Origin of the sequence: Acinetobacter sp. S40 (assembly GCF_016624705.1) — a bacterium.
Taxonomy (GTDB): Bacteria; Pseudomonadota; Gammaproteobacteria; order Pseudomonadales; family Moraxellaceae; genus Acinetobacter.
This window is the reverse complement of record NZ_JACVTU010000013.1, coordinates 28,728-55,310: the sequence shown is the minus strand read 5'-3', so window position 1 is coordinate 55,310 and position 26,583 is coordinate 28,728. Positions and strand designations below refer to the sequence as shown.

The following is a 26,583-nucleotide window of genomic DNA, read 5'->3' as shown; positions in this document are numbered from 1 at the left end:
CCCAGAGTTTTCATCTGGGTTGATTCATATCGATCTTAGATGTTTAGAAATTTGATTCTTCTCGATCTGGGTTAACTTCTTGAGTAGAAGAGTCAATCTTAAGCACTAAACTAATCATGGCGGCGCACATCATTAACGATGTTCCTCCATAACTAATAAAAGGTAAGGTTAAACCTTTGGTCGGCATCAAACCCATGTTCATGCCTGCATTTACCAGAATTTGAAGCAGAAAAATAATACTAATGCCGTAAGCCAGATAGCCTGCACGCAAAAAGTTATGTTTTAAAGCACGATGACCGATCTTGATACAACACGCCAACATACCAAAAGACAAAATCAAAACTAAAGAAATTCCAACAAAACCAAATTCCTCACCCAACACAGCCAGCATGAAGTCGGTGTGTGCTTCAGGTAAATACGAAAGTTTTTGTACACTATGGCCAAGACCGGTTCCAAACCATTCACCACGCCCAAAAGCCATCAATGCATTAGAAAGCTGATAACCCGTTCCCAATGGATCTGCCCATGGATTAGTGAATGATAAGGCCCGTGCCATTCGATAAGGTTCAAATACAATCAGGAAACCAATACCCATGAGCACTGCACCCAGCATAATCGCAAACTGGGTTGGCGGCGCACCTGCCAAAAAGAAAATTCCGACCATCATGAGAACAATCACTACGGTCGCCCCTAAATCAGGCTCGGCAATAATCAATCCCACAGTAATCGCCATAACACCACTTAGACGTAATAAACCTTTCCAGTGTGTGCGAACTTCTTTGGCACGACGTACCACATAATCTGCGGTAAAAATCGCCATCATCACTTTCGCTACTTCGGTCGGCTGCAAGGTAAATCCTGCCAGTCGAATCCAGCGCTTAGAACCATTTACCTCTGCACCAATGACCAGTACAGCTAGTAACAGTACAATGGTAATTAGCCATAAAGGAAAGGTATTTCTAAACCAAAGATTCAACGGAACTTTGTACACCAGATAGGCGATCACAGCCGCACTGGCAATCGAAATCGCATGACGCACCACATAGTGAAATGGATTTTCATGCATATATTCAGCATAAGGCATGGAAGCTGAGGCCACCATGACCGAACCAATACACAGCAAACAAACCACACAGAAAATTAGCAGATTTCTTGCCGTCATTTCAGCAGGGAACTTGGGTATCCAGCGCTCATAGAGCTGGTTAATTTTTGTTATGGTTGTCTGAGCAAAGCCAGCCATCGCATATTCCTTATTTTTTGTTCTGATTAAACCAGTGCATTAACACAAGCAACAAACTGATGCCCGCGATCTGGATAGCCTTTAAACATATCAAAACTCGCACATGCTGGAGATAATAATACCACGTCATGTTCAGTGGTTTTTTCCTGAGCGAGTTCGACCGCCTGTTTCAAGCTTTGTGCATGGATCAATTCTGTAGCCCCTTGCAAAGCAGTATCCAGTATCGGCGCATCTTCACCAATCAGGATTGCGGCTTTGACATATTTAGCAACTGAATCTTTAAGTAAACTGAAATCCTGACCTTTACCCTGCCCACCTAAAATCACCACGACCTTAGCGTGTTGTGGCTCAATTGCTGCACCTAAGCCATCAATCGCGGCTAGCGTAGCACCTACATTTGTACCTTTGGAATCATTATAATAACGCACTCCATGCACGGTTTTGACATATTCGCAACGATGTTCCAGCCCCTTAAATTGCTTTAAAGTCTCTAACATTGAATCTCGTGGCAAACCAAGGGCTTCGCCTAACGCCAGACAAGCCAAAGCATTAGCAACATTATGTGTGCCTTGAATATAAAGCTCTGAACTTTTGATTAAGCGTTCACGACCTCGTGCTAACCACAAAGTTCCATTGTCTTCACGCAAAATACCATACTGATTGAGATCAGGTGCACTTAAGCCAAAACTTTGCATCGGTGTTTGATCAGGAACCAATGGTCGGGTCAAACTATCATCACGGTTATAAACGACTTTTTTTACACCCTGAAAAATACGATGCTTGGCTTTATGATAACCAAACATATCGCCATGACGATCCAAATGATCTTCACTCATATTCAACACAACGGCTACGGCTGCATTCAGATTAGATGTAGTTTCAAGCTGAAAACTGGATAATTCCAATACAATTAATTCAGGCTGATCTTTCAGTAAATCCAAGGCAGGACGACCTAAATTTCCCCCAACAGCGACTTTTCGACCAGCATCTTGTGCCATTTGTCCAATCAATGTCGTTACAGTACTTTTTGCATTTGAACCCGTAATTGCAACAATCGGTACATCCGTAGCACGGCGAAGCAGTTGAATATCACTGACAACGGGAATCCCTTTATCAATAGCTTGTTGAATCTCGGAAAGTTGTGGAGCTAATCCCGGACTGAGGATGATTTCTTCAGCTTGTAAAAGCAAATCCTGATCCAATTGACCAAAACTTGTTTTGACATCTGATGGAATCTGGTCACAGCCCGGAGGAGTTTCACGTGAATCAGTTACCGCAACCCGATAACCCTGTTCATGTAGAAAATTCACAGCAGAAACACCTGAAACTCCAAGTCCTGCCACGACTTTTAAACCACCCCGTTGTATTAGCATATTTGCCCCGCATTTTACTGCCTGAATCGAATGGCAAAATGTTAGCACTTTCGGGTTTTGAATACTTTTTCTGTTTGCACCTTATTCATCGTTTTTTGTGTCAGCGCGTAAAAAAGCCATCAAATTGATGGCTTTTTAGACAAAACAACTAAAAACAAATTTAATGCCATTTCACCGGCTTTACTTCATTATTTTTTGCTATCGGCTTGTCATCTACTGAACAGCCACAGCCTCCTGCACAACCCACTGACATTTTTGGTTTTAGCCATTTTGCCAATGCTTTCCAGCCCTGTCGCTCGCAAAAGGCCGACAAGGCAACAAATGTCGCATTGGCAGTTTTTGGAAATACTTTTTTGAATACAACTACGGTACTCCAAATTACTAACACCGCAATAATCAAATATTCAATCATTTCAGCCTCCTTAAGCTTTTAAGAGCTTAAACGAAAATACGGGATGCTAACTGATACGTGAAGAACGACATTAAATACGCCAATCCAAACAGATATGCTGTCATAACCGCTACACTTTTCCATGAACCCGTTTCACGACGTACAGTTGCAAGCGTTGCTAAACAGTGAGGTGCATAAATAAACCAAACCAGTAAAGACAGACCTGTTGCCAATGACCAACCTGTATCAGGCGCACTGATTAGCTGAGTCAGGCTTTGCGCTACCGCATCATCTCCACCTGTCGCAGACAGCGCATAAACTGTTCCTAATGCCGCAACCACGACTTCACGTGCCGCCATCGCTGGAATTAGAGCGATACAGATTTGCCAACTAAAGCCTATCGGAGCGAAAATTGGTTGAATCAGATGGCCCAGCATTCCTGCAAAACTATAGTCAATGTCTGGTAGAGTTGCACCTTCTGGCGGTTGTGGAAAAGTACACAAGAACCATAACAACACTGACAACGCGAAAATAATACCACCAACACGTTTCAGGAAAATCTTGGCTCGATCCAGCAAGCCAATACCCACACTCTTAAAGTTTGGGAAACGATAACTTGGTAATTCCATCAGTAAAGCATGCTGTGACTTGTCTTTCTGTAGGAATTTCATCACAAAAGAAACCACCAATGCACTCAAGATTCCCGCCATATAGAGACCAAATAATACCAGCCCCTGCAGGTTAAAAATTCCCCACACCGTCTGACTTGGAATAAATGCTCCAATCAATAAGGCATAAACAGGCAACCGTGCCGAACAAGTCATCAGTGGCGCAACCATAATTGTGGTAAACCGATCACGCGGATCACTAATACTACGTGTCGCCATAATGCCAGGAATAGCGCAGGCAAAACTTGATAAGAGTGGAATAAAAGCTCGTCCACTTAAGCCAGCTTTAAACATAAGTTTATCCAGCAAGAAAGCAGCTCGAGGCAAATATCCAGACTCTTCCAATACCAGAATAAAAAAGAACAGAATTAGAATTTGCGGCAAGAACACTGCAACCGCGCCTGCCCCTGCAATAATTCCATCTACCACCAGACTATGTAGTAAGGGCTGTGAAATAAAGCCCCCTAATGCTTCACCCAACCAACCAAAGAAAGTTTCGATACCATCCATAAATGGTGCAGCCCAAGCAAATACAGCTTGAAATACCACAAACATTAAAATGGCAAGACTGAGTAAACCAAGTACAGGATGTAAAAAGATTTTATCCAGAAAATCTGAACGTTTATCTTCTTGTTCAACATAATGTACAACATCATTCAAAATGGTTTCAATTTTCTGATGATGACTGCCTTTTAGTCCACTTAACTCGGTATGTGGTACACTAAATTTATTCTGATCCAATGCAATTTTGAGCGTTTCAACTCCAGCATTTCGTACAGCAACGGTTTCAACTACAGGGACACCTAAACGCTCAGAGAGTTTTTGGGCATTGACCTGAATCCCGCGACGACGTGCTTCGTCCATCATGTTCAGTACGACTAGCACTGGACGACCAAGTTCCAAAACTTCAAGCACCAAACCCAAATGAAGTTTTAGGTTAGTTGCATCGACTACACATAAAAATGCGTCCTGTTGTTCTTCACCCTCGATTTTACCCACGCAGACATCACGGGTAATGGCTTCATCAGGACTGGTGGCATTTAAACTATAAGTTCCAGGCAAATCAAGTACACGTACTGATCTTTTAGAAGGCAACTCAAAGAAACCAACTTTGCGCTCAACCGTCACTCCTGCGTAGTTGGCCACTTTTTGACGAGTGCCTGTCAACTGGTTGAATAAAGAAGTCTTACCACAGTTCGGATTTCCAACAAGGGCTATACGAAGAGCTTCACTCATGCTGGAACTCCATCGTTCTGGCTAATTTCAATTTTTTCGGCTTCAATTTTACGCAGCGCAAAGCGCGTAAAACCCAACTGAACGAGAATAGGATCCCCTCCAAATACGCCTTTGGTAATGACTTCAACTTTCTCACCGGGAACAAAACCGAGGGTTTCCAAGCGACTTGCGACAAGGTCTTGCTGATCTGCATTGCCATCTACGGTACGATTGACCTTGGTGATGATGGCAGTTTGCTTAACTTTTAACTGTGATAAACGCACCGCATCTGATCCTGAACTCTTTTATATAGTATAACGTCAAATGAGAATAATTAACAAATAAGGAAGAATTACAATTCTCATCACCTAACTGGTCTCGACAGCTCCTTGATTTTCACCTAAAGTGCTGATCATGCAAGAGATAAACAAAATGACCATCACCAAGAAACCACGTATTCCTGCGGCCGTACACATCCCTGAACAATTTAGTTTTTTACAAGGTTTTCGTGATTATCTAGTGGCTCAGAGTGTGAGCCCACATACCCGTAATGCGTATTTGAGTGATTTAATCCAATGTGGCGATTTATCTGCTGTTAATTTGACCGACTGGTCAAGTAATGACGTTTCGGATGTCATGATTGAATTGACTAAGCTCGGTAAAAGCCCGCGTTCTATTGCACGTTGTCTGTCTGCCTTACGTCAATTTTATAAATTTATGCGCGAACAAAAGCTTAGAACCGATAACCCCATGGCAAATCATAAAAGCCCAAAACTTGGGCGAGCTTTACCGAAAGATTTATCCGAACAAGATGTAGAGGCCCTGCTTAATGCACCAGATACCCGCGCTGCATTGGGTTTACGTGACCGTGCCATGCTAGAAGTTTTGTATGCTTGTGGTTTACGTGTATCTGAGTTACTTAATCTACGACTGGATTTAATTAATTTAAAACAGGGTTATTTACGCATTACAGGTAAAGGCAATAAAGAGCGTTTAGTTCCGATGGGACAGTTTGCGACAGATTGGATTGAGCGTTATCTGGAACAATCTCGTCCTGATTTATATAAAAGTAGTACCGACTATCTATTTCTTACTCAACATGGCGGAATTATGAGTCGACAAAACTTTTGGTATGCCATTAAGCGCTATGCGTTACAGGCTAATATTCAAGCAGATTTATCACCTCATACCCTACGCCATGCCTTTGCTACACATTTACTCAATCATGGTGCCGACCTACGTGTAGTACAAATGTTGCTAGGGCACAGTGATTTATCTACCACTCAAATCTATACTCATGTAGCACAAGTTCGTATGCAACAATTACATGCCCAGCATCACCCACGTGGCTAGACAACAACCAAAATAATGTGATCAACTCTACAAAAATACTGATTATTTTTTACAGTTCATCTTGAATAACACACATAGCCCATTCTTTTTTTTGTTATTCTTAGCCCTTTCCACATAGAATTTTAATTAAGGGTTGTCTATGTTGTTTACCCGATCTCATCTTTTTTTAGCATGTACTGTGGCAATGAGTCTCGCCCTTTCCGCCTGCTCTAAAGAAAACTCAGCACAAAAACAAGATACGTTAACGGCCAGTGCGCCTGCGACTGGGGAAGCATCTACCCTAACTGAACGAAATGCCCAGCAGCGTTTAGCAACCACCCTACAACAACAGTTTCAAAAGTCCAATATCAATGCCAAAGTAATAGATATTAAACCAACTGAAGTTCCAAATTTATATTGGGTGAATCTGGAAGGCATGAGTTCGGTCTATGCCACTAGCGATGGCAAATATATCATTCAGGGTGAAGTGATCCGTTTGGGCGATAAAGAACTGACGAATGTCGGTGATGCCCTGCAATCGGCAGAAAATAAAAAGTTATTTGCTGCCCTTAAAACGGAAGATTTGATTGTATACCCTGCAAGCAACGGTAAAGCTAAACATGTGATTTATGTATTTACTGACTCAAGTTGTCCGTATTGTCATAAATTACATGAACATATCAGTGAAATTACCAGCAAAAGCATTGAAGTCCGTTATATCGCTTGGCCACGTGGTGAACAGTTTATGCCGACGATGCAAGCAATCTGGTGTAGTGAAGACCGTAAAGCCGCATTTGACCAATCTGTTCAAGGTTTACCCGTACAGGCACCCCAATGTAAAAATCCCGTTCATGAACAATATCAACTTGGTCTAAATATTGGAGTCAATGGAACACCTGCTATATATAATAGTGAAGGTCAATATCTAGGTGGATATCTCACTCCTGATGAGTTAGTAAAACGACTGGAAAAATAAATATTTCGCTCCATCCTCATAATTTATAAAAATTTGACACTGGGCGAAGATAAAGCACACTTCGCCCTAGAGTCTGACGCTTTTTTTAGCTATGATCTAATCTTGTTTACTTTTTAACGCATGTATGGAGTGTGACGTGAAACCAGTTCGTCTGGCAATACTCGGTCTTGGAACCGTTGGTGGTGGTGCCCTTAAACTATTACAAGAAAACGCTGCTGAAATTAAACGTCGCACCGGTCGTGAAATTCAAATTACCTACGTTGGTACCCGCCGTCTCCGTCCTGATCTTGAGTTAGAAGGCATTAAACAAAGTGCCGACCTACTGGAAATCGTGCGTCAGCCTGATGTCGATATTGTGGTTGAAGTAATGGGTGGCATCCACCCTGCATATGAAGTGATTATGGAAGCCATCAAACATGGCAAACAAGTGGTTACTGCTAATAAAGCACTTCTAGCTGAGCATGGCAACGAGCTCTTTAAAGCTGCTGAAGATAACGCGGTTCAAATCGCTTATGAAGCAGCAGTTGCAGGTGGGATTCCAATTATCAAAGTCATTCGTGAAGGTTTGGCAGCCAATCGAATTGAATGGCTTGCAGGCATCATCAATGGCACAGGCAACTTTATCCTCACCGAAATGCGCGATAAAGGTCGTACCTTTATTGATGTCCTAAAAGAAGCACAGGAATTAGGCTATGCTGAAGCAGATCCTACCTTTGATGTAGAAGGTATTGATGCCGCACACAAACTGACGATTTTGGCCTCCTGCGCATTTGGTATTCCTCTACAATTTGACAAAGTCTATACCGAAGGAATTAGTAAAATTACCGCTCAGGATGTTAAATACGCAGAAGAACTTGGCTTCCGTATCAAACATCTGGGCATTGCACGTCGTGCTGAACACGGCATTGAGCTTCGTGTCCATCCAACGCTTATTCCCGAAGAAGAATTGATTGCAAATGTGAATGGGGTCAAAAATGCAGTGCTGGTACAGGCACATGCAGTTGGCCCAACATTGTATTATGGTGCGGGTGCGGGTGCGGGTCCAACCGCTTCTGCTGTAGTGGCAGATATCGTCGATATCGTACGTGACATTTCCTATACTGAAGATGGCGCAGGAACAATTCCTCAACTCGCGTTTGAAGCATTAACCGACTTACCTATTTTGAAACGCGAAGAGATGACAACAGGTTACTATCTGCGTGTCGATGCCGAAGACCAGACAGGTGTACTTGCAGATATCACTACAATTCTGAGCCGTGCAGGAATCAGTATTGATGCCATCATGCAACAATCTCGTTTGAAAGACTTAATTCCGATCGTAATCTTAACTGATCCAGTGGTGGAGTCAAAAATGGACGAAGCCATTGCTAAAATTCAGGCTTTGCCTGCAATTCGTGGCGAAATCGTACGAATTCGTTTAGAATCGCTGGATAGTTAATCGGGTGGAGAGGGTTACTGCCCTCTCGCCAGCTCTACCTCACACTTGGAACATCATCTCATGTCTAATGCCAATCTTTATACCGGTCTAGTTGATCGTTATCGTGACCGTTTGCCAGTTTCAGCAACGACGCGTGCTATTTCTTTAGGAGAAGGGAACACCCCACTAATTAAACTAGAGAATATTCCACGTCTGATTGGCAAAAATGTTGAAATCTATGTGAAGTACGAAGGTTTAAACCCAACAGGTTCATTCAAAGACCGCGGCATGACTATGGCCGTAACGAAAGCGGTTGAAGAAGGCTCTAAAGCCATTATCTGTGCATCTACAGGTAATACCTCTGCTGCTGCTGCTGCGTATGCGGCACGTGCAGGAATTAAAGCTTTTGTTTTAATTCCAGAAGGCAAAATTGCGATGGGTAAAATGGCACAAGCCATGATGTATGGAGCAATTACCATGCAAATCCGCGGCAACTTTGATGATGGTATGCGTCTAGTTAAAGAAGTAGCAGATCAAGCACCTGTAACCATTGTTAACTCTATCAACCCTTATCGTTTGCAAGGTCAAAAAACTATTGCTTATGAAATTGTAGAAGCTTTAGGCCGTGCACCAGATTATCATTGCTTACCAGTAGGTAATGCTGGAAACATTACTGCACACTGGATGGGTTATACGGAAGCTGTTGCCAATCAAGCAGCTGATCAATTTGAACAGGTCATTTATGATGCTGCAACAGATCAATTTACGGGCCCTAAACCAGAAGGCTTACCGACAATGGTCGGGTATCAAGCGTCTGGTGCTGCTCCTTTCTTGCGTGGTGCACCTGTTGAACAACCTGAAACCATAGCAACTGCGATTCGTATTGGGAATCCACAAAGCTGGAACCATGCTAAAGCAGTCGTTCGAGATTCTAAGGGTTGGTTTGATGAACTTGCTGATGCTGAGATCCTAGAAGCTCAACGTTTGCTTTCTATGTATGAAGGTGTATTTGTAGAACCTGCTTCTGCAGCATCGATTGGTGGTGCCATCCGTGATATCAAAGCGGGTAAAATTGCAGAAGGTTCAGTGATTGTATGTACTGTAACAGGCAATGGCTTAAAAGATCCTGATACTGCAATCAAACAATGTGCCGATGCAGTTATGCTTTCGATCGATGCAACCATGACTCAAGTCAAAGATTCTATTCTGTCAAATATGTAAGTCTAGAACTCACATAAAAAACCAGTTGCTTGCAACTGGTTTTTTTATTGAAATATTGATCGTAAATCTAATCCAATACTGCAATTTTTAAAAATATTTAAAGACGTTTTGGCTGCTGAGATAACCATGTCAATAAATTAGTCGCATCATTCGTACGCGCCTGTGAACTAGAAGCTCCCAATAAAACGACAACTGCGGGACGTGAATTCACTGTAGTATGCATCACCACACAACGCCCTGCTTCATTAATATAACCTGTTTTTGACAGATTGATATTCCAGCCACCGTTTCGTACCAAGGCATTGGTATTGTTTGATTTTAAAACGCGATAGCCTAAATTAAAGTCATACGTCGGCGTGGTTGAAAACTGACGAATCAAACCATACTGTGAGGCTGCACTGACTAAAATTCCAAGATCACGCGCAGAGGCAACATTGTGCGGATCTAAGCCTGTAGATTCCACATAATGTGTAGAGTTCATTCCTAATTGACGTGCTTTAGCATTCATAGCCGCCACAAATGCACTGCGCCCACCTGGATAAGTTCGCGCTAATGCAGCTGCTGCCGGGTTTTCTGATTTCATCAGCGCAAATAACAGCACCTCAGCACGATTCATTGTGTCGCCAGCACGTAACGTCGAGCTTGAATTTTTGCCCCCTGCTCCAGCGAAATCAATCTGCTGTAAGGTGATTTCTTCAGACATATCCAAACGCGCATCGGAGGTCACAACCGCTGTCATAAGCTTAGTCAAAGACGCAATCGGAAAAGCAGTATTGGTATTTTTACTGTATAGCACTTCACCTGTCTGGGCATCCATGACTAGAGCCGCACGAGCATTTACAGACGGCTGCGAACCATAGCCTCCTGTATCACGAATAACGACTTTCGGTGTAGACGAAATTGACGCATTCGTGCTTGGTGCAGTGGCAGCAGCACTACCACTACGCACGGTTGTACTAATACTGGTTGAACCTTGCGGACTGGGTTCAAGCTCGCCATCATCATTTAGAAGTTGGCTGGCTTGATCAGATGACCAATTTAATGATGCAGATCCGTTACCCGTTGAAGGATTAACAATAATCTCAGCATGGCCTGCCGAGCTTAGTGCAAATAAAACAGACATGCTCAAGACATGCATTAATGATTTTTTAGAATTTTTCACGATCAATTACTCAACTCAAGGTATACACAGATTTGCTTATTACCTACATTATGCCTTACATTTGAGATAACGGCATGCAGATAATGACGGCAGCAGTGTGTACAACTATTCTCTCAACTTATGTGAATAGGATTGCTAATTTTGTCATTACAATGCAAGTAAATTTTGCTTTATGTAACAAAAAACATCTTTTTTAGTCCAAGGAGGCCAGCGTGATCACAGTATTAGTGGTTGATGATCATGAATTAGTACGTACAGGGATCTGTCGTATGCTTGAAGATCAAACTGGTGTTGAAGTGATTGGACAGGCAGAATCTGGCGAAGAAGCAATCGCCATTGTACGCCAGCAACATCCACAAGTGGTGTTATTGGATGTCAATATGCCCGGCATAGGTGGAGTAGAAACTACACGACGCTTATTACAGACCGCACCTGAGACCAAAGTCATCGCGGTGAGTGGTCTGGCAGAAGAACCCTATCCTTCTTTGTTATTAAAAGCAGGAGCCAAAGGGTATATCACGAAAGGGGCTCCCATTACGGAGATGGTTAGAGCGATTAATAAAGTTATGCAAGGCGGTAAATATTTTAGTGCTGATATTGCTGAACAACTGGCGAGCTCTTATTTATCCGACACTCAACAATCGCCTTTTGATGCACTTTCAGAACGTGAAATGCAAGTTGCTATGATGGTGGTAAATTGTATTAGCGCACAGGAAATTGCCGATAAACTTTTTGTGAGTGTCAAAACCGTAAATACCTATCGCTATCGTATATTTGAAAAATTAGATATTGATAGTGATGTTAAACTCACTCACCTTGCCATTCGTTATGGATTAATTAAACCTTAATTATTATTCACAAGAGTTCAATACGACAATGCAGGCGCAAACTTCTACGCCACTCGCCTATACGATTTACCGTTTAGGTTTGTGGTATACCCTCTATCGCCTGCTTATTATCACAGGTTTAATTATTATTTTTCAGCTCATTTCTGAGCAACTCAATAACGACTATAATCAACCCGTTTTATATTTTTATACGCTGATTGGATACTGTGTTATTAATCTAATCCAGTTTTTGATCTTTAAGTTTTATCCGCAATACATCAATCGACAGTTGGTTGTACTATTTGTCGTTGATGTAATTGCTCTGGGGTTATTGACTTTTTCTTTGGGTGCACCAAATTTAAATATCAGTTTACTCTACGTGATCACTGTCTTTTCTGCTACGATTTTACTGCCACGTAAAGCATCTTTAGTCATCACGTTATTTGCAGTCATTTCTCTTATTTACCAACAATTTTTTTCAAGCTTTTTTGACTACAATAATTTAAATACGATTGGTAATAGCGCCTTATTGGCCTTTATATTCTTTGTGATTTATGGCATCGGACAAATTGCCGTACAACACTTCAAAATTCTGGAAAATATCAGCTTTCGTCAATCACAGGCACTTTATCAACTTCAAAATATTAATCGTTATATTTTGGAGCAAATTGATGATGGCTATCTGGTAGTGGATGAAAATTACCATGTGGTTCTGAGTAATCCAGCCGCCTGCACTTTGCTAGGGATTCCTCCATTATTTGCCTATGAACACCTTCCTTTGGCAAAAGCTCAGCCTGATCTATTTGAGTTATTACGCTTTGCCCCATTAGATGACGGCGAACAATTTATTTTTGAGTCCCAACTTTCTACTTACAATGTACATATCAAAGTGCAACGTTTAATCGTTCCGCAACAAGCGTTGATTCTATTAAAGTTACAAGACGTTCAAGAGCTTAACCAACAAGTACAACAACTCAAGCTTGCAGCTTTAGGTCAACTTTCTGCCAGTATCGCACATGAAATTCGTAACCCATTGGCAGCGATAGTACAAGCGAATGAATTATATATGGGCAGCGAATCTGAACAGCAACATTTGCTGCAAAAAATGATCAATAAACAATCTCAGCGGATTAATGACATTATTGAAGATACTTTGCGTATGGCGCGCAATGACACTACACATCCACTACTAATCGAACTAGATAGTTTCTTACATCATTTAATGACTGAGGATTTGTCAGATGTTCAGCATCAAATCCAGTTAGACCTAGTTGAGAATATTACAATTCTGTTTGACCCTAAACAATTAACTCAAGTTTTAATCAATCTAATTCGCAATGCGCTGCGTCACAATGACCCGTCTGTAAATCATATTATTTTGTCGGTTAAATTAGTGCGCCCATTTGTGTTTATTGATGTGATTGATTTCGGCAATGGCGTTGAAAAACGTGATATATCGCAACTATTTAAACCATTTTTTAGTACCGAAATCAAAGGAACTGGTTTAGGATTATATTTGTCCCATAGCCTGTGTGAAGCGAATCATGCCAAGCTCAGTTATGTGGAACAAGAAAAAGGGGCATGCTTTAGAATTCAATGCTCAACAAAAGATAAATAATATTGGGTTTCATGGGGTTATGGTGAATAAACAACCGCTAGTTTTACTGGTTGATGATGAAGAAGATCTCTGTGCACTAATGCAAATGACGCTAGCACGTATGGGGATTGCAACGCATTGCGCCTATCGGATTGCACAGGCCAAAGAACTACTGCAAAACAACAGTTATGATGCCTGTTTGACGGATTTAAATTTACCTGACGGTAATGGGCTTGATTTGGTTGATTATGTAACAAAGCAGTTCAGTCATTTGCCTATCGCAGTGTTAACCGCGTATGGTAATATGGATATTGCGATTACTGCACTTAAGGCGGGTGCTTTTGATTTTGTCAGCAAACCTGTCAATCAGATTCATTTAGAACAATTACTACAAAAGGCATTTAATCAACCTCACAGACAAGCAATCAATGATGAAGACAGTCTCGAAAACAAACTGTTAATTGGGCGTTCCGCACCTATTCAGCACTTACGTACTACGTTGAAAAAAATTGCTCGCTCGCAAGCGCCTGTTTTTGTGACGGGAGAATCTGGCACAGGCAAAGAAGTCGTAGCCAATCTAGTACATCGTTTAAGTAACCGTAGTGAAGGTCCTTTTATTGCCATTAACTGTGGTGCAATTCCCAGTGAACTACTGGAAAGTGAGTTATTTGGTCATAAAAAGGGAAGTTTTAGCGGCGCAAGCCAAGACAAACAGGGTCTGATTTTATCGGCACATGGTGGTAGCTTATTTCTGGATGAAATTGCTGAATTACCGTTAAATATGCAGGTCAAACTGTTACGTGCTGTACAAGAAAAAAAGGTTCGTCCAATAGGGTCTGAACATGAAATTGATGTCGATTTCCGCGTGATTAGTGCCAGCCATCAGGATCTGGATGCTTTAGTACAACAAGGTAAATTCCGTCAGGATTTATTTTTCCGTATTCATGTCATGGATCTTGAATTACCGCCCCTGCGTGAGCGTGGGCAGGATATTTTATTACTGGCCAATCACTTCATTCAAAAAGTCTGTTCAGAATGGGCCATTCCTGTCAAAATTCTGTCTGAACGTGCCCAGGCATTTTTATTAGAGCAATACTTTCCAGGAAATGTTCGTGAATTACGCAATATGATGGAACGTGCGATTACTTTGAGTGACGATCAGAGTATTGATTTACCACATTTACAAACTGCGCCTTTTCGTTATGCTCAAGTGACCTCTCCTTCAAATAGCAATTCTAACTATCTCTCAAGTAATGACGCCCCCAACCCGATACCGACTACCTTATCAGTCAATAAGTTGCCAAATGAAGGCCTTGAACAATACTTGGAAAAAATTGAGAAGGAAATTTTATTAAATGCGCTGAATCTAACGCATTGGAATCGCACTTTGGCAGCTAAAAAATTGGGGATGACTTTCCGATCTTTGCGTTATCGCCTGAAAAAATTTGGGCTTGATACAGAGGAAATTTAGATAGCAGAAAAGCTACTGATTATTTTTGCTTCAGTAGCAAGTCGGCTACATTATCCAGATAGGTTTCATCACGCATTTCATTGGGTAAAGGATACACCAGATCAGGTTGTATACCTTTACCTTCAATCATGGAACCATTCGGAGTGTAATAATGTGATACCGTCATTTGTAAAGCTGCGCCATCGGGCAATGGGAATAACTTTTGTACCACGCCTTTACCATAACTTTTTTCACCCACCACCCATGCACGTTTATGTTCTTTCATGGCAGCTGTAAAAACTTCGGCAGCAGAAGCAGAACGGTGATTAATCAGAATGCCTAATTTTACTTTCTGAAATTCACTGCTAGGTAACGCTTGAAATTGTTGATTTCCTTCCGAACGGCTTTTGGTTGAAACAATAACACCTTGATTGAGAAATAAATCGGCTGTTTCTACTGCTGCAGAAAGTAGCCCACCTGGGTTATTACGTAAATCAATCAATACCGCTTTTAGTTTGGATACATCATATTCTTCCAGAAATCGCTTAATTTCATTTGCGGTATCTTGCTGAAAGACTTTAACTTTTAAAACTAGAACCTGATTATGTAGCAATATCGGCTGGATATCAGCTTCCATTTTTTTATTACGCACCAATGTCTGAGGCGTATTCATCAACGATGTTTGGATTTGTACGGTGGAACCGATCGTCCCATATAAAAGTGCATGTACTTGTTCATGACTCAGATTTTGAATACTTTGATCATCAATTTTGACCACGCTCTGACCGCTTCTTAACCCTAGCTTATAAGAATCCGCACCCTCTTTTAAGTCCCGAATTTGCCATTGTTTAGTATGCGGTTCAAACACTAGTACAAAATCAACGGATGCCAGATCGCCTTCAGTATATTGAACCAGTTGCTTATAGTCTTCAGGAGATAAATATCTTGAATAGCGGTCTAATCCACCCACAAGCCCTTTAATGGCTTGTTGAAATAACGCATCATCAGGTTTGACATCGACATAGTTATCTTTGACGATGCCATAAATTTGAACAAATTGCTGAATGGAATCTACTGGAATTTCAACGTAATGCTGTTCAGTATCTTCATCAAAATCCAATCCACTTGCAGCCTCAATAGGTGCTGCAAATGTAGAAAAGCCACTGCAACACATTAAAATACCTGCAAAGATTGCACCCAATTTCATGTGTTGCGTCATTCAGTCACCTTTTATTATATTAGTTTGTCAGGGTCAATAAATTGCGTCCCTGCATATCAGCAGGTACCGGAAGGTGCATCAGATGCAATAATGTTGGAGCAACATCTGCCAAAATACCACCTTCTGCGATAACTGCCTGAGTTGGTCCCACATAAATAAACGGAACCGCTTCAGTGGTATGCTGAGTATGAACCTGACCACTTTGATAATCTTGCATTTGCTCTACATTACCATGATCCGCAGTGATCAGCATATGGCCTTTGTTTGCCATGACTGCTTCATAGACACGGCCCAGACAGGTATCCACTGCTTCCACCGCTTTTACTGCGGCATCAAACACACCCGTATGTCCTACCATATCGCCGTTGGCATAATTTACGACCAATAGATCATATTCACCTGAATTAATGGCGTTGACCAATTCATCTGTAACTTCATAAGCACTCATTTCGGGCTTTAAATCATAAGTTGCGACATTTGGAGATGGGATGAGAATCCGTTTTTCACCCGGATATTCATCTTCGCGGCCACCACTAAAGAAAAAAGTCACATGCGCATATTTTTCAGTTTCCGCGATACGCAATTGGGTTTTGCCTAAATCAGACAGATACTCACCAATTGAGTTTTTCAATGCTTCTGGCATATATGCTACAGGCGCATCAATCGTCGCCTGATAACGGGTCAACATGACAAATTTAGATAATGCAGGAACAACCTTACGCTCAAATCCTGTAAAATCTTTTTCAACGAAGGCACGGGTAATTTCGCGGGCCCGGTCAGCACGGAAATTCATAAAGACCACACTATCGCCATCCTGAACTTTAGCCATCTCACCAATGCGCGTTGCTTTGACAAACTCGTCACTTTCACCCGCAGCATAAGCCTGTTCAAGACCTTCAACCGCACTATTGGCAACACGGATTGCCTCACCTTCAGTCAATAAACGATAAGCTTGTTCAACACGATCCCAACGATTGTCACGATCCATAGCAAAATAACGGCCAATTATCGTTGCAATACGACCTTGAGCTGGATACTTCGCAAATACTTGATCAAGCTTCTCTAAAGAAGGTTGGGCGCTCTTTGGTGGCGTATCACGACCATCTAAAAAAGCATGTAAATAAACTTTGGCCCCACGTTTCAGCGCGAGTTCGCACATCGCAATAATGTGATCTTGATGTGAATGTACGCCACCTTCGGACAATAGACCCATAATATGAACAGCTCCGCCTGCGGCTTTGGCTGTTTCAACAGCATCGACTAACACTTCATGTTCAAAAAATGCGCCATCACGAATTTCTTTAGTAATTCGGGTAAAGTCTTGATATAGAACACGACCTGCACCCAAATTCATGTGTCCGACTTCTGAATTACCCATTTGACCGTCAGGCAAACCAACATCTTCGCCAGAACCAGAAATTAAACCATGCGGATGCTTTTGTTTCATCATGGTGAGATTAGGCGTTTTTGCTGCTAAGAAAGCATTATCTTCGACCGCTTCACGATGACCCACACCATCCATAATCACAAGAACGTGAGGGATTTTGCCAGCAGTTGCATCCGTCATGATTGATACTCTTTTTTGTCTACAATTTCGTCGCACTATCTTACCGAATTTTAGTCCAAGACTCTATGCACAGATGATAACTTTACTCATTTGGCATGATTCATTTAAACGATTCGGCTTGCATTTAAACATTAACGTGCCCGATATAATAAATAACTGCCTGCTCCAAACATCAGTAAGATTGGAATAAAAATAAACCATGCAGGAGAGGGCGAATATACCAAACTGGCATAGCCTAAAAAGTCCTGTAAATAGAAAATACTGAGGCCAACAAACAATGCAATCACCAAACGGAAACCCATCGATTGCTGACGTAGTGGGCCAAAAATAAAGGAACAGGCGATTAACGTCAGAGCAATAAGTGAAAATGGTGAGCCCACTTTTTTCCAAAATGCTAACTGATAAGTTTTAGGTATCTGACTATATTCGCGCATATAGCGCATAAAGCCGACTAACTCACTAGGTGCCAACTCTTCTGGGTCTAACGTGACCATATGTACAAATTTGGGCTGTAATGCTAAAGATAAATCTTTAGTGGCAATATTTTGAAAGCTTGCATCACCATTTTGTAAAATATTCAGTTGCTGATTATTTTTTAAAATCCATTCACCATCTTGAATAAACTGACCCGTTTGCGCTTTCACTACAGAATTTAGGCGATAATCCTGATCAAATGCAGCAACCTGAATACCATTTAGGTTTCCTTTAGAGTTGGCATAATCGATATAGTAAAAATTATTACCTTCTTTGGTCCAATAACCGCGCACCTCACCCAAAGCTGCAACAGTATTTTGATTTTTGACACCCTTTGCTTGCTCTGAAGTTAATGGAATCACCCATTCACTAATACAAAAAGACAAAATTACCAGTAAAAAAGCAGGTCGCATCACCCAGCCAACGATTCGCCATAGGCTTACACCTGAACCACGCATAACGATCAATTCACTATTGGATGCCATTGAACCCAAACCTAATACAGCCCCAATTAAAGCAGCGATAGGAATCAGCTTGATCATATTATGCGGCGAATCCCACATTACATATTTAAAAGCATCCCACGCGCCATAACCCGCTTTAAGTGAACCCAATTCACCCACGTAGGAAAATAAAACAAACAAGAACACCAATACCAACAGAGTTCCCAACATCATTAATGTAGTGGTTTTGGTCACATATCTGGCTAATATCTTTTGGGCTAACATTATGATGATCTCACTTGTTTGATCTTATGCTTGATCTTCGGTGCAAGATTTTGCTTTCTTGAGAACAGCATTGCTGCCACAAAATAAGTCACTAAAATGGCAGGATAAACCCAGATACCAAATTCACCACGACTAATACGGGTTTGAGCTGCAATTAATAATACGATCATGCTGGCAAAAATCATTAATGCAGGGAAAAGCTTGAGATAACGTCCTTGACGTGGCGTGACTTCAGATAATGCTACAGCAAGCGCCAATGCTACAAACATCGAGAATGGAGCAAAAATTCTCCAGCCTAACTGACTAGCAATGACTGGATCGTTACGATTTTCCCAAAGTTTTGACATTTGTAAGGCAGAAACATCATTGGAATCGTAAGTGGCTTCTTTATTATTTTCGATACGAAAGCGCCAAGTCTGAAACTCCGCCTGTACATATTTGGCTGTTCCCGGATAAATTTCATAACGGCGCCCCTGAGTCAGGTCGACTACGCTAGCAGTTTCATCTGCCATTTCCACACGAGTGGCTTCTTTAGCCACCACCAATTGGTCAGGCTTTCCTTCTTTTTCTGCTTTGATATAAACAAAAATATCTTTGAGATTTTTACGATCTTCGGACAATGAACCCGCGTAAATTGTATAAGGTCCCGAAGAGATAAATTCTTTCGGACGGACTAAATCGAACCCTGTACGTAAGGCTTGTGTAGATGATAATTCATTAAACTGGCGTAATCCCCAAGGTGAGACCCAAACCATCAAGAGCATTTCAACGATCACAAAGACCAATGTCATTGGCAACATTAAGCGCGCAAGTTTATGTTTACTCACGCCACTGCTGTTGAGTACCGCCATTTCATGTTCGACGTACAAACGACCAAATACCAGCATCAAACCTATAAAAAAACTGAGGGGTAATAACAAGATCAGAAATTCAGGTAACCGATAACCAATAATGCTAAATAGAACGCTGACATCCAGTCGCCCTTGTGCAGCGACTCCAAAGTATTTGATTAGTCTTGCACCTAGTACAATCAGCGTCAAAATACTGACCACCACGAGACTAGTTGACACGACTTGCTTGACGAGATAACGCCGAATAATCAAAGTAAATTCTTCCAAAATGGACAAACGGAATATGTCATAGTTTACCCGAATGTTAAAAATATAAAACCTATCATGCGCTTGCCAATTGAAACTGGTGTCAGGAAAGTGTTTCAATGGTAGATATCAATGAACATATTTAAATAGGCATCCAGACCGCATATGAAATATACGATTAATTCCTCATTGCCACAAAATACCGCTTCTGAATCTTTGGTGATTTTGATCGATAACACCAACATTCAAAATGCTGAAAAAACATATCAAATCAATGAATTAGAAAAATTATTTGAGCAGACGCATTACAAAGCCAACTTCAATGAAAGCTTGCCTCTTATCGGAAAATTAGCCGCAAATCCTAATACCACTCTTTTTGGTTTAGGCAATGCGAATGAGCTTAAAACAGCAAAAATAGCAAAACTGGCTCAAGGCATCATTAAAGCTGCACAAACCAAATTCAAACAAATTCATATCGATATTTCAGCTCTCCCAGTAGAGTTGCACTATATTTTTGCATTGAGCCTGTCACAAGCTACTTATGGTTTTGATGAATTTAAATCGAAAAAGAATGAATTTATCCTTGAAACTGTCAACTTGATCAGTACACAGAGCAGCTTAGATACTCAACAATTACAATTGATTGAAGCATTACAATCTGGCCAAGCACTGGCTCGTGATCTAGGAAACCGTCCAGGAAATATTTGTTTTCCAGAATATCTGGCAGATCAAGCTAAGGCTCTTGCTCACGAATTTCCAGATTTGCTCAAAGTCACCGTATTAGATGAACAGCAAATGGCGGATTTGGGCATGAATGCTTTTCTCGCTGTGAGCAAAGGTTCTGCACGCCCAGGACGTATGATCACACTGGAATATAATGCCAAACTAGATCAAGCACCTGTTGTTTTGGTTGGTAAAGGGGTGACATTTGATACGGGTGGGATTTCGATCAAACCTGCACAAACTATGGATGAAATGAAGTTTGATATGTGTGGGGCTGCTTCAGTTTTAGGTACGATTCGCACGCTGTGCGAGGCGCGTTTACCTATTCATGTGGTCGGTGCGATTGCTGCTGCAGAGAATATGCCATCTGCACAAGCCACCCGTCCAGGCGACATTGTCACCACTATGAGCGGTCAAACTGTAGAAATCCTAAATACCGATGCAGAAGGTCGTTTGGTACTATGTGATACGCTCACTTATATTCAGCGTTTCAACCCTGAACTGGTCATTGATATTGCAACCTTAACAGGTGCGTGTGTGGTCGCTTTGGGCAAAGTCTTAAGTGGTTTATTTTCACCAGATGATGAACTCGCCAATGAGTTATTGCAGGCAGGCGAACAGTCCTTTGACCGAGTGTGGCGTATGCCTGTGAGTGACGATTATCAGGAATTACTTGATTCACCATTTGCCGATATCGCTAATATTGGCGGACCTTATGGCGGGGCAATTACTGCAGCCTGCTTCCTGCAACGCTTTACTCGCGACTATCGTTGGGCCCATTTGGACGTCGCTGGAACTGCTTGGTTATCTGGACCAAACAAAGGTTCAACAGGACGCCCTGTACCACTTTTAGTACAGTTCCTAGCAAATCGCGTTAAAGCGCATGGCTAATATTAGTTTTTATTTATTTGAAACTAGTCAAGAACGGCAAGTCGAAAGTGCTTGCCGTTTATGTCGTAAATTGTTGAGAAAACACAGTAAAATCTGGTGGTATTGTGTTGATCAGCAATTACAGCGTGAGCTCGATGATGCGCTCTGGTCCTTTGATCCACATAGTTTTATCGCTCATGGTATAGATCAAATCCATGCGCCAGTATGTATCTCTGCTCAATTACCTGAACAATCAGACTGGTTTGTGTTTAATTTTAACAATCAGGCACTTGAACAAATTGGCCAGTTTAGTCACATTATTGAGATCATTGAAAATAATGAAGCTGCAAAGCAACTGGGTCGAGAAAAATTTAGATTTTATCGTCGTTTAGGAATCGAACCCCGTACTTTTAAACTGTAAAAGTCCATTAAAATGTAAGGAGATGGCGAGTGGCACTCAATGTCGGTCAAGATTTTAAAAAACGCTGGTTAAATGCACCAGAAATGGTTCGTCAAACCTATCAGGATGATCTTGCCCGAATTTGTGATTTATTACAGCCACAAACTACGATTGAAACATGGGTGATACAGAATCAGAAAGCTCAAGAAGCTTCTTTTGATAAAATCAAACAAGCGTATGCTGATCTAAAGGCAGAACTGATTGAACGAGCACGTATTCGTAGACAGCAAGCCCTAGAACAGTCTTTAGCACAAAAACGCGAACAGCAAGCCCAATATGCCGCCTCATTGCAAGCCGATGAAATACATCAGTTTCAGCAACAAACACATGAACTGATAGCTCTACGCAGCTCGATTCAGGAAGAAATTGAAAGCCATACGGCCCGTTACCATCAAAATCCGGATCATGTGGCAATTGATTATTCACATGCCCGTCATCAAATGTCAGATGACCAGATTCAATCTGAACTGGAAAGTCTACGCTTACGCCTGGAACTAGAGGCAGATAGCTTGATTGAGCAAGCAGTAACAGTATTTAGAGCCAAACTATATACCGCTGCCCAAGAGGAAATCGAATATATTCTAAAAAGCTCAGATCTTTAGAATCTATATTTTATTCAACTCTTTATTTTTTCCAGAGTGTCATGAAAGTGACATATTCTTGTCACATGATAGTCATATCGCTTCGGCGATTTAACTTTAAAATACTGTTAAATATTTGACTCATTTCTGGAAAAATTCATGAATATACTTAGCAATATCTCCGAACAGATTGCCCAGTTAAATACAGGCGAGACATGGACTTTATCTGCTCAGGATTTATATATGAGTCGTAATAATTTCAGTTCCCTTTCAATTTTTTTGAAAAATGAATCCCAAAATGGAACGTTTTCGGTGAATATACCCGAAACATTAAAATCAGGCTTGGGTTCAACTTCTCTGACGGTAACCAAACACTAATAAAAATGCCCAGTTTTAAACTGGGCATTTTCTCAAAATTGGACAAGTTGCTTTTATTTTAAAAAACCATTTTCAGCAAGAAATGACATACTAATATCAGAAGATTGACCCTGATCCGCCGCTTTATCTCCCAATAATAACCGTTCAATATATCGAGCTAGTACATCCACTTCCAGATTCACTTTTGCCCCAGTTTTCCATGTGGAAATATTCGTGCGTTCAGCCGTATGCGGGATGAGATTCAAACTTAAAATATTGCCTCGTAAGTGATTAATAGTCAGGCTAATGCCATCTACAGTAATCGAACCTTTTTCTGCCAGATATTTAGCAATTTCAGCAGGAGCAGTAACTTCATAATAAATGGAACGTGCGTCTTCACGAACAACGGTAATCTCCCCCACCGCATCGACATGACCACTGACAATATGCCCACCAAAACGTGTGGTTGGAAGCATCGCCTTTTCAACATTGACAGGCTGACCCACTCTCCAATGCCCAAGCGTAGTTCGGTTTAAGCTTTCGCGTGACACATCAGCAGCATACCAATTGCTACCCCACTCAATCACCGTCAGACAAATACCATTGGTCGCAATCGAGTCGCCCAAATGTACATCAGACATATCAAGATCGGTCTGGATGCGTAAACGTACATCACCACCTACATTTTGCAGGCTTTCAACTTTGCCCAAACTTTCAATAATGCCTGTAAACATGATGATGCTCCAAATATTAATTTTGCATAAATGCATTACTTACCAAAGCGCAAGTTGAGTGCTTGGCCCTGAAGTATCTACGCCACCCAGCTCGGCAAAGTGATAAAGTTGTCCTAAAAGCTGACGCAATGGCGGCCCTGATTTGGCATGCGTATCTGTAATCACGATGAACTCGAGTACGCGCGCCCGTTCAGACTGACGTTGTTTGCTCACCCGATAACGCGGGACATCTTGTGTTAATAGGGTCACTTTGCCGCGTTTCAAATTTGCCGTCAGTAAATCTTTCGGATCAATATTACCATCCGTAGAATAACTGGTTAGGATATAACGCGCGTTGATCGTTGCCAGTAATTTTTCATAAGCATCTTTGGCGTGTTTAGAAGAATTATAAGGACTCGGTCGTTCTTTACGCCAAGCTCGATCAATCCCACTCTTATATCCTTTGGTATCTGGTGGAGGCAAATCTACCTGATCCCAAAGAGTTAATGCGTTTAAGACATGATAATTACTACTATACGCATGCTGATTATAAGGAGGGTCGAGATACGCTACATCGACATCAAAGCCACTCATTTGATTAGCGAGATGCTGTGCATCAACACACCACATTTCAGCAGCAGGTCGTTTTACATCGCCAATTTCACAAAAACGACTGGGCGTGAGCCACAGTAAAGATTCAATGCGTTCAAGTGCGGTCTGGGTTTTCCCCCCCCATCCTTGATGGAAACTCTTAAATACACCACTCGTGTTGCTGACAAAACTGGCTGAATAAAGCAACGGCGCCAACAATGCACTCATTTCTACATCATTAATGGCACCTTGCGCCTGCCATGTCGCAATCTGCTGACGAATAGCATCGATACGCATACCATTTCGACGTTTGAAAAACAATCTGTCACGACTTGGATCATAAATGTCATCATTACGTGGACAAAGATTATGAGTGACCCAACCCTTTACTTCAGGCAAACGGTTCAAATAATCAATGGCTTTCTGATAACCACCCAACTCTTTAAATGCTGGAGCTTCAACACAAGCCAGTATCGCATGGTTTAAGGCATGGCTATACGGTTCCCAGTCATTACCAATAACACGATAACCATTTTGTCGAGCTAGACGAGAAACAACGCCACTGCCTGCAAAAAAGTCAGCAAAAATTGGCGGATTCTTTTTTTTGCTATTTAACGTTCCGGTAATTTCCAGTGCTTCTAAAATCAGATGTAATAATCTGCGTTTGTTGCCTAGATAAGGCACCAACTGGTGAAATAGATATTCATCTGTGGTCCGTGCCGCATGACGGCGTTTATGGTAAACCGAAGCCTCTGAATTCATACTGTCTCTTGAATCGGGATAAGTCTTAAGCGAATGTCCTGACCAATTTGAGTCACATCAAACAGCTTAAAGCGGAGTTGCTCTGACATTTTATATAAGTCAGCGCTAAACATGGCACATGCCGATTGCCCCAATAATGTTGGAGCAATATAGCTGATCATTTCGTCGACCAATTTTTCCTGTAAAAATGCAGTCGCTAGAGTGGTTCCGGCTTCGACCATCACATCATATAAATGATATTCTTTGGCCAGCGTCGCAAGAAGTTCACGTAGTGATTGGACCGGCAATTGTATCACACCTAGGTCTGCAAGTTCCTGACGAAATGGCCCCATTACCATCAGGGTTTCAGGTAAATGCAAAATATTTGCAGTCAATGGCAAACGACCTTGTCGATCCAGAACTAAACGCTTAGGCTGAACAATATCTGTAATATCATCCACCTCGGCAAGTGCTCGCACATTCAACTGACAATCATCGGCAAGTACGGTTTGTATACCCGTCATTACCACAGCTGAACGTGCGCGCCAATATTGCACATCTAAACGCGCATCTACGCCTGTAATCCATTTGGACTCACCTGACGCCATTGCGGTTCGCCCATCCAGACTGGAGGCCACTTTGAGCCGTACATAAGGTAAACCACCTGCCATCACTTTTAAAAAGCCACGGTTTAGTTCAATGGCTTCCTGTTCTAGCACCCCAACTTGCGTAGTAATCCCTGCATTATTTAAAATTTTTTGTCCTTTTCCTGCAACCAATGGATTTGGATCAAGCGTTGCAATTACTACACGTGCAACATTGGCACGTACTAATGCTTCTGCACAGGGCGGCGTTCGACCAAAATGAGCACAGGGCTCCAAGGTCACATATGCCGTTGCGCCTTCAGCTCGATCACCTGCTTCACGCAATGCAAATACTTCTGCATGAGAACCACCCACAGGTGCAGTCGCGCCCCGACCTATAATCTTCTCATCTTTCACAATGACACAGCCAACAGCAGGATTTGGGCGTGTGCGATATAATGCAGTTTTTGCCTCAGCCAAAGCCTGCATCATCCAGTAATGATCCTGAGGCTCTATGTAATTCACCTTATTCATGTTCTTGTTCACGATATTGCATTTGTTCAATTTGACGGCGAAATGCCTCGACATCCTGAAAGTCCTGATACACGGAAGCAAAACGTACATAAGCCACATGATCCAGCGAAAATAATGCCTGCATGACGATTTCACCAATCATACGAGACTTTACATCACGCTCACCTAATCGGCGGATTTGTAGCTGAATATCGCTGAGTACCGTTTCAATTTGCTCTTGGGTCACGGGGCGTTTTTGTAGGGCATGCATAAGTGAGCGGCGCAATTTAGCCTCATCAAAAGGCTCATTTTTACCATTCGATTTAATCACACGCGGCATGACCACTTCATAACTTTCAAAAGTCGTAAAACGTTCACCACAATTCAGGCATTCACGTCTACGACGGATTTGACAACCTTCAGCAGCAAGACGTGAATCGATGACTTTACTGTCTGCGGCGTTGCAGTAAGGACAATGCATAGCAGCTCAAAATGA

General features: G+C 41.8%; 25 protein-coding genes. 11 read left to right on the top strand and 14 right to left on the bottom strand.

Going from position 1 to position 26,583, the window contains the following annotated elements; genetic code table 11:
* Positions 1 to 43 precede the first annotated feature (43 nt).
* The 5 genes from ftsW to IAE19_RS13595 form a co-directional block, all read right to left on the bottom strand.
* Complete coding sequence (gene ftsW, locus IAE19_RS13615) at positions 44 to 1,240, bottom strand: putative lipid II flippase FtsW (RefSeq protein ID WP_200461459.1); 1,197 nt, start codon at positions 1,238 to 1,240, stop codon at positions 44 to 46.
* A gap of 26 nt (positions 1,241 to 1,266) precedes the next feature.
* Positions 1,267 to 2,613 carry a UDP-N-acetylmuramoyl-L-alanine--D-glutamate ligase gene (murD, locus tag IAE19_RS13610; protein WP_200461458.1) on the bottom strand — a complete coding sequence of 449 codons (1,347 nt, stop codon included), beginning with the start codon at positions 2,611 to 2,613 and terminating at the stop codon, positions 1,267 to 1,269.
* Between the two features lie 160 nt (positions 2,614 to 2,773).
* A complete protein-coding gene (locus IAE19_RS13605) occupies positions 2,774 to 3,025 on the bottom strand; it encodes a DUF6587 family protein (protein WP_200461457.1) in 252 nt (83 codons plus the stop codon).
* Between the two features lie 26 nt (positions 3,026 to 3,051).
* The gene (gene feoB, locus IAE19_RS13600) at positions 3,052 to 4,908 is read right to left on the bottom strand and encodes a ferrous iron transporter B (RefSeq protein ID WP_200461456.1); all 1,857 of its coding nucleotides are present in this window, start codon (positions 4,906 to 4,908) and stop codon (positions 3,052 to 3,054) included.
* Positions 4,905 to 5,171: a FeoA family protein gene (locus IAE19_RS13595; protein WP_120370626.1), complete on the bottom strand. Its 267-nt coding sequence runs from the start codon at positions 5,169 to 5,171 to the stop codon at positions 4,905 to 4,907. Before IAE19_RS13595 ends, feoB begins: the two co-directional genes overlap by 4 nt.
* Before the next feature lie 148 nt (positions 5,172 to 5,319).
* Here IAE19_RS13595 and xerD point away from each other — a divergent pair, with 148 nt between their 5' ends.
* The 4 genes from xerD (at position 5,320) to thrC (ending at position 9,833) form a co-directional block, all read left to right on the top strand.
* Positions 5,320 to 6,240: a site-specific tyrosine recombinase XerD gene (gene xerD / locus IAE19_RS13590; protein WP_200461485.1), complete on the top strand. Its 921-nt coding sequence runs from the start codon at positions 5,320 to 5,322 to the stop codon at positions 6,238 to 6,240.
* A gap of 139 nt (positions 6,241 to 6,379) precedes the next feature.
* Positions 6,380 to 7,195: a DsbC family protein gene (locus IAE19_RS13585; RefSeq protein ID WP_200461455.1), complete on the top strand. Its 816-nt coding sequence runs from the start codon at positions 6,380 to 6,382 to the stop codon at positions 7,193 to 7,195.
* 136 nt (positions 7,196 to 7,331) lie between these two features.
* Positions 7,332 to 8,633, top strand: coding sequence for a homoserine dehydrogenase (locus IAE19_RS13580; RefSeq protein ID WP_200461454.1), 1,302 nt, complete (start codon positions 7,332 to 7,334; stop codon positions 8,631 to 8,633).
* Between the two features lie 60 nt (positions 8,634 to 8,693).
* The gene (gene thrC / locus IAE19_RS13575) at positions 8,694 to 9,833 is read left to right on the top strand and encodes a threonine synthase (RefSeq protein ID WP_200461453.1); all 1,140 of its coding nucleotides are present in this window, start codon (positions 8,694 to 8,696) and stop codon (positions 9,831 to 9,833) included.
* A gap of 97 nt (positions 9,834 to 9,930) precedes the next feature.
* On the opposite strand, the gene pbpG is transcribed toward thrC, so the two are convergent.
* On the bottom strand, positions 9,931 to 10,995 hold the full coding sequence (pbpG, locus tag IAE19_RS13570) for a D-alanyl-D-alanine endopeptidase PBP7/8 (protein ID WP_200461452.1): 1,065 nt from the start codon (positions 10,993 to 10,995) through the stop codon (positions 9,931 to 9,933).
* Between the two features lie 212 nt (positions 10,996 to 11,207).
* Here pbpG and IAE19_RS13565 point away from each other — a divergent pair, with 212 nt between their 5' ends.
* Genes IAE19_RS13565 through IAE19_RS13555 form a run of 3 tightly spaced genes read left to right on the top strand, consistent with a single transcriptional unit; the run spans position 11,208 to position 14,890 of the window.
* On the top strand, positions 11,208 to 11,843 hold the full coding sequence (locus IAE19_RS13565) for a response regulator (RefSeq protein ID WP_200461451.1): 636 nt from the start codon (positions 11,208 to 11,210) through the stop codon (positions 11,841 to 11,843).
* A gap of 28 nt (positions 11,844 to 11,871) precedes the next feature.
* A complete protein-coding gene (locus IAE19_RS13560; protein WP_200461450.1) occupies positions 11,872 to 13,440 on the top strand; it encodes an ATP-binding protein in 1,569 nt (522 codons plus the stop codon).
* A 19-nt stretch (positions 13,441 to 13,459) separates the two neighbouring features.
* Entirely contained in the window at positions 13,460 to 14,890 is a 1,431-nt protein-coding gene (locus tag IAE19_RS13555) for a sigma-54-dependent transcriptional regulator (protein ID WP_200461484.1), read from the top strand.
* Between the two features lie 19 nt (positions 14,891 to 14,909).
* On the opposite strand, the gene IAE19_RS13550 is transcribed toward IAE19_RS13555, so the two are convergent.
* The 4 genes from IAE19_RS13550 to lptF form a co-directional block, all read right to left on the bottom strand.
* Positions 14,910 to 16,088 carry a S41 family peptidase gene (locus IAE19_RS13550; protein WP_200461449.1) on the bottom strand — a complete coding sequence of 393 codons (1,179 nt, stop codon included), beginning with the start codon at positions 16,086 to 16,088 and terminating at the stop codon, positions 14,910 to 14,912.
* Positions 16,089 to 16,107: 19 nt separating this feature from the next.
* Complete coding sequence (gene gpmI, locus IAE19_RS13545; RefSeq protein ID WP_200461448.1) at positions 16,108 to 17,655, bottom strand: 2,3-bisphosphoglycerate-independent phosphoglycerate mutase; 1,548 nt, start codon at positions 17,653 to 17,655, stop codon at positions 16,108 to 16,110.
* Between the two features lie 131 nt (positions 17,656 to 17,786).
* On the bottom strand, positions 17,787 to 18,857 hold the full coding sequence (gene lptG / locus IAE19_RS13540; RefSeq protein ID WP_200461447.1) for an LPS export ABC transporter permease LptG: 1,071 nt from the start codon (positions 18,855 to 18,857) through the stop codon (positions 17,787 to 17,789).
* Positions 18,857 to 19,960, bottom strand: coding sequence for an LPS export ABC transporter permease LptF (gene lptF, locus IAE19_RS13535; protein ID WP_200461483.1), 1,104 nt, complete (start codon positions 19,958 to 19,960; stop codon positions 18,857 to 18,859). Before lptF ends, lptG begins: the two co-directional genes overlap by 1 nt.
* A 159-nt stretch (positions 19,961 to 20,119) precedes the next feature.
* On the opposite strand from lptF, the gene IAE19_RS13530 reads away from it, so the two are divergent.
* The 4 genes from IAE19_RS13530 to IAE19_RS13515 all read left to right on the top strand — a co-directional run bounded on the left by IAE19_RS13530 (position 20,120) and on the right by IAE19_RS13515 (position 22,966).
* Positions 20,120 to 21,568, top strand: a complete 1,449-nt coding sequence (locus IAE19_RS13530; protein WP_200461446.1) for a leucyl aminopeptidase — start codon at positions 20,120 to 20,122, stop codon at positions 21,566 to 21,568.
* Positions 21,561 to 21,968, top strand: coding sequence for a DNA polymerase III subunit chi (locus tag IAE19_RS13525; RefSeq protein WP_200461445.1), 408 nt, complete (start codon positions 21,561 to 21,563; stop codon positions 21,966 to 21,968). Before IAE19_RS13530 ends, IAE19_RS13525 begins: the two co-directional genes overlap by 8 nt.
* A 29-nt stretch (positions 21,969 to 21,997) precedes the next feature.
* Positions 21,998 to 22,609, top strand: a complete 612-nt coding sequence (locus IAE19_RS13520; RefSeq protein WP_200461444.1) for a hypothetical protein — start codon at positions 21,998 to 22,000, stop codon at positions 22,607 to 22,609.
* A 138-nt stretch (positions 22,610 to 22,747) separates the two neighbouring features.
* The gene (locus IAE19_RS13515; protein ID WP_200461443.1) at positions 22,748 to 22,966 is read left to right on the top strand and encodes a hypothetical protein; all 219 of its coding nucleotides are present in this window, start codon (positions 22,748 to 22,750) and stop codon (positions 22,964 to 22,966) included.
* 53 nt (positions 22,967 to 23,019) lie between these two features.
* Here IAE19_RS13515 and IAE19_RS13510 read toward each other — a convergent pair whose 3' ends face one another.
* The 4 genes from IAE19_RS13510 to nrdR are packed head-to-tail and all read right to left on the bottom strand — an operon-like array spanning position 23,020 to position 26,568.
* Positions 23,020 to 23,679: a riboflavin synthase gene (locus tag IAE19_RS13510; RefSeq protein WP_200461442.1), complete on the bottom strand. Its 660-nt coding sequence runs from the start codon at positions 23,677 to 23,679 to the stop codon at positions 23,020 to 23,022.
* 39 nt (positions 23,680 to 23,718) lie between these two features.
* Complete coding sequence (locus tag IAE19_RS13505) at positions 23,719 to 25,011, bottom strand: DNA adenine methylase (RefSeq protein WP_200461441.1); 1,293 nt, start codon at positions 25,009 to 25,011, stop codon at positions 23,719 to 23,721.
* The gene (gene ribD, locus IAE19_RS13500; RefSeq protein WP_200461440.1) at positions 25,008 to 26,108 is read right to left on the bottom strand and encodes a bifunctional diaminohydroxyphosphoribosylaminopyrimidine deaminase/5-amino-6-(5-phosphoribosylamino)uracil reductase RibD; all 1,101 of its coding nucleotides are present in this window, start codon (positions 26,106 to 26,108) and stop codon (positions 25,008 to 25,010) included. The genes IAE19_RS13505 and ribD overlap by 4 nt, the downstream gene beginning before the upstream one ends.
* The gene (gene nrdR / locus IAE19_RS13495; protein ID WP_200461439.1) at positions 26,101 to 26,568 is read right to left on the bottom strand and encodes a transcriptional regulator NrdR; all 468 of its coding nucleotides are present in this window, start codon (positions 26,566 to 26,568) and stop codon (positions 26,101 to 26,103) included. Before nrdR ends, ribD begins: the two co-directional genes overlap by 8 nt.
* Positions 26,569 to 26,583 lie beyond the last annotated feature (15 nt).